Source organism: Protofrankia sp. Cj3 (assembly GCF_917627355.1).
Classification (GTDB): domain Bacteria; phylum Actinomycetota; class Actinomycetes; order Frankiales; family Frankiaceae; genus Protofrankia.
Map to the genome: position 1 here is coordinate 1 of NZ_CAKJTR010000336.1, position 1,259 is coordinate 1,259.

The following is a 1,259-nucleotide window of genomic DNA, read 5'->3' on the forward strand; positions in this document are numbered from 1 at the left end:
GATAACAACGTCCGGTACGGGAGCACATCACCCGAACGCCGGCCACAGAGTCAACCGGCGGCCGGCGGCAACCGGGCACGACAGGTCTGCCGCGCCCGGCAGGCAGGCTCGCGGCGACCACTACGGTTGAGAAGGAGCAGGACCGGTGGTCATCATCGCCGGTGCCGGTGCCGGCGGAGTCCGTACAGCCGTTCCAGCGGTGCTCCGCGGCCCGGTCGGCCGGTGAGACGTACGGGAGCTCACACGGCGGTGTGGCGTCCGGACGTGCGTCCATACTCGGTGGGATGCGACGTCACCCGGTCCGTTCGGCTGGGAGTGGATGATAGGCGGCAGAGCGCCGTATCCGGGGAGGCAAGTCGTGCCCAACGATGCTGATCGTTTCGAGGTGCCGCTGTACAGCGTCGCCGAGGCTGGCCGGTACCTGCGAGTGCCGACCTCGACCTTTACGACCTGGGCATACGGATATGCGCGACGGCGACCCGGACGATCCCCGGTTCGCGGTGAGCCGATCGTCACCGCACGTCCTGCGACGGAGCACGGCGAGGCTGTGGTTCCGTTTATCGGTCTTGCCGAGGGCCTGGTGCTCGCAGCGATCCGGCGATCCGGCGTGCCGCTTCAACGCATCCGGCCCGCCCTCACCCGCCTGTCCGAGGATCTCGGGATCGCGCACGTCCTAGCGTCCAAGGCCCTTTACACCGACGGCGCCGAGGTACTCTACGACTTCGCTGAGAGCCAGGGCGACACACCTGAAGCGCGAGGTGCATGGGAGCTGGTCGCCGTGCGTAAAGGCCAGCGGGTGTTCGGGGATATCGTCGAGGCATACCTGCAGCGCGTCGACTTTGCACCGGACGGCTATGCCCAGCTCATTCGTCTACCCGAATACCAGCATGCCGACGTCGTGGTCGACCCCCGCCGCGGGTTCGGTCAGCCGATTTTCTCCCATGGCGGAGCCCGGCTCGAAGACGTTCTGGGCCGCTTCCACGCCGGCGAGCAGCTCGCGGAGGTCGCTGAAGAGTTCGGTGTCCCCCCGGACGAACTGGAAGACGCCGTACGCATCGCCAGCAAACCCGCCGCCTAGTGACAGCACATTCCGAGGGGCTTCCCCACGTCTTCGTCGACCGCAGCCTCGGTCGTATCGCCGTCCCTCGGCTGCTGCGACAAGCCGGTATCGAGTTGACGACGCTCGCCGAACACTACGGTATCCCGCACGACGAGAAGGTCGAGGACATCACCTGGCTCACCGATACCGCTCGGCTTGG

At 67.0% G+C, this 1,259-nt stretch carries 1 protein-coding gene and 1 pseudogene; both read left to right on the forward strand.

What is annotated here, in order from left to right:
• Nucleotides 1-358 precede the first annotated feature (358 nt).
• Nucleotides 359-1,078, forward strand: a complete 720-nt coding sequence (locus MJ783_RS23305; protein WP_239314044.1) for a DUF433 domain-containing protein — start codon at nt 359-361, stop codon at nt 1,076-1,078.
• Nucleotides 1,078-1,259 (forward strand): annotated as a pseudogene (locus MJ783_RS23310) (hypothetical protein); the annotation flags it as partial. The gene MJ783_RS23305 and the pseudogene MJ783_RS23310, both read left to right, overlap by 1 nt.